A 280-nucleotide genomic window follows, 5' to 3' on the forward strand; every position below is an offset into this window, starting at 1 on the left:
GCTTGACAGGCGGCGGAACCTGATGGGGGAGGGTTGCGGCAGGCGTGCCAGGCCGCGGCGAAAAGGGGAAGATGTGGACGTGAGCACAGTTGAGTTCCCTGACCAAATCGAGCGATGCCTGAAAGTCAGCGTCGGTCTCGCCCGGGAAACCAACGATGATGTCCGTGGTCAGAACAAGTCCCGGAATAGCGCGTCGCGCTGCGCTAATGGTCGCAAGATAGCTTGCCACGGTCCCACGCCGCCGCATTGCACGTAGAATGCGGTTCGATCCGCTTTGCAG

The 280-nt window shown here is 61.4% G+C and carries 1 protein-coding gene; it reads right to left on the reverse strand.

Going from position 1 to position 280, the window contains the following annotated elements; genetic code table 11:
• Window positions 1–280, reverse strand: a 280-nt coding sequence (locus MD536_RS22265) for a radical SAM protein (RefSeq protein ID WP_369075828.1), incomplete at its 3' end; no start/stop codon positions are given.

Origin of the sequence: Flavihumibacter cheonanensis (genome assembly GCF_022352215.1) — a bacterium.
Taxonomy (GTDB): Bacteria; Bacteroidota; Bacteroidia; order Chitinophagales; family Chitinophagaceae; genus Flavihumibacter; species Flavihumibacter cheonanensis.